Consider the following 899-nt stretch of genomic DNA (forward strand, 5'->3'; position numbering starts at 1 on the left):
CCGTCCAGTGACATGACCGCCAGGGCCTGGCCTCACGCTCGGATGGTGACCAGCTTCTGACCGTTACCTGCGAGGATCTCGAAGTGCTCGATGGCTCCCGGAGTCATGGCGACCGCTCCTGGGATCGTGGTGCCGAGGGGGTACTCGCCTGCCCGCCAGGTAGCGCTGTCCGTCCTGTCCCCGCCGGGCCCGACCGCCTGCAGCCGGCAGGTGATTCCGGCGGGTGCCCCCCTGGCGGAGATCTGCAGGAGACTGCCCCAGGCGGAGGGCGAGACCTTCACCGAGGCGGTGACGCCGGTGGTGGGGTCGCTTCCGGAGAAGGTGCGCCAGACAGCCGGCGCGGTCGGTCCGGGCGGCCTCGCCTGACTGCCCACGGATCCGATGGTCGCCAGCCATGTGCCGCCGGCCGCTGCCGCGATGAGCGTCAGCGAGGCTGCAGCGCCGGCCAGTTGCAGACGCCAAGACTTGCGGCGCCTGGCCGCGGCCTGCTGGAGCAGCCTCTCCAGCACACCCCCCTCTGGGGTCTGCGACACCGCGGGCGTGGCGGGCCGTACGGGCACGGCGCCCTGTGTGCTTTCGGCTGCCCGTGCCACCAGCCGGTCGGTCAGTTCTCCGTCGGCCGTCGGCACCGTCTGGCCCGAGGCTTCCGCTTCGGTCACTGTCGCCAGCAGCGCGGGCAATCCCGCCAGCTGGGCGTGTTCGGCCCGGCATTCGGCGCATGCCGCGAGGTGGACGCGCACCTGTTCCATTTCCGCCGAGGGCAGCGTGCCCAGGACGTATCCTCCCAGCGTCAGCCGGAGGGCGTCGTGCTCCGCACTCATGGTCGCCGCCTCCTGCCCGCCACGGTCATGGCTCGATGCCCCGTTCCCGCAGCGCCAGGCGCAGGGCGTGCAGGGCGT

General features: G+C 72.3%; 1 protein-coding gene. It reads right to left on the bottom strand.

Going from position 1 to position 899, the window contains the following annotated elements:
* Positions 1-32: 32 nt before the first annotated feature.
* A complete protein-coding gene (locus BEK98_RS47675) occupies positions 33-821 on the bottom strand; it encodes an anti-sigma factor (RefSeq protein ID WP_094222994.1) in 789 nt (262 codons plus the stop codon).
* Positions 822-899 lie beyond the last annotated feature (78 nt).

It is taken from the genome of Streptomyces diastatochromogenes, assembly GCF_002242805.1.
GTDB lineage: Bacteria > Actinomycetota > Actinomycetes > Streptomycetales > Streptomycetaceae > Streptomyces > Streptomyces diastatochromogenes.

Coding starts and splice junctions, on each gene's coding strand:
- BEK98_RS47675 (WP_094222994.1), bottom strand. CDS start 821: ATGAGTGCGGAGCACGACGCCCTCCGGCTGACGCTGGGAGGATACGTC.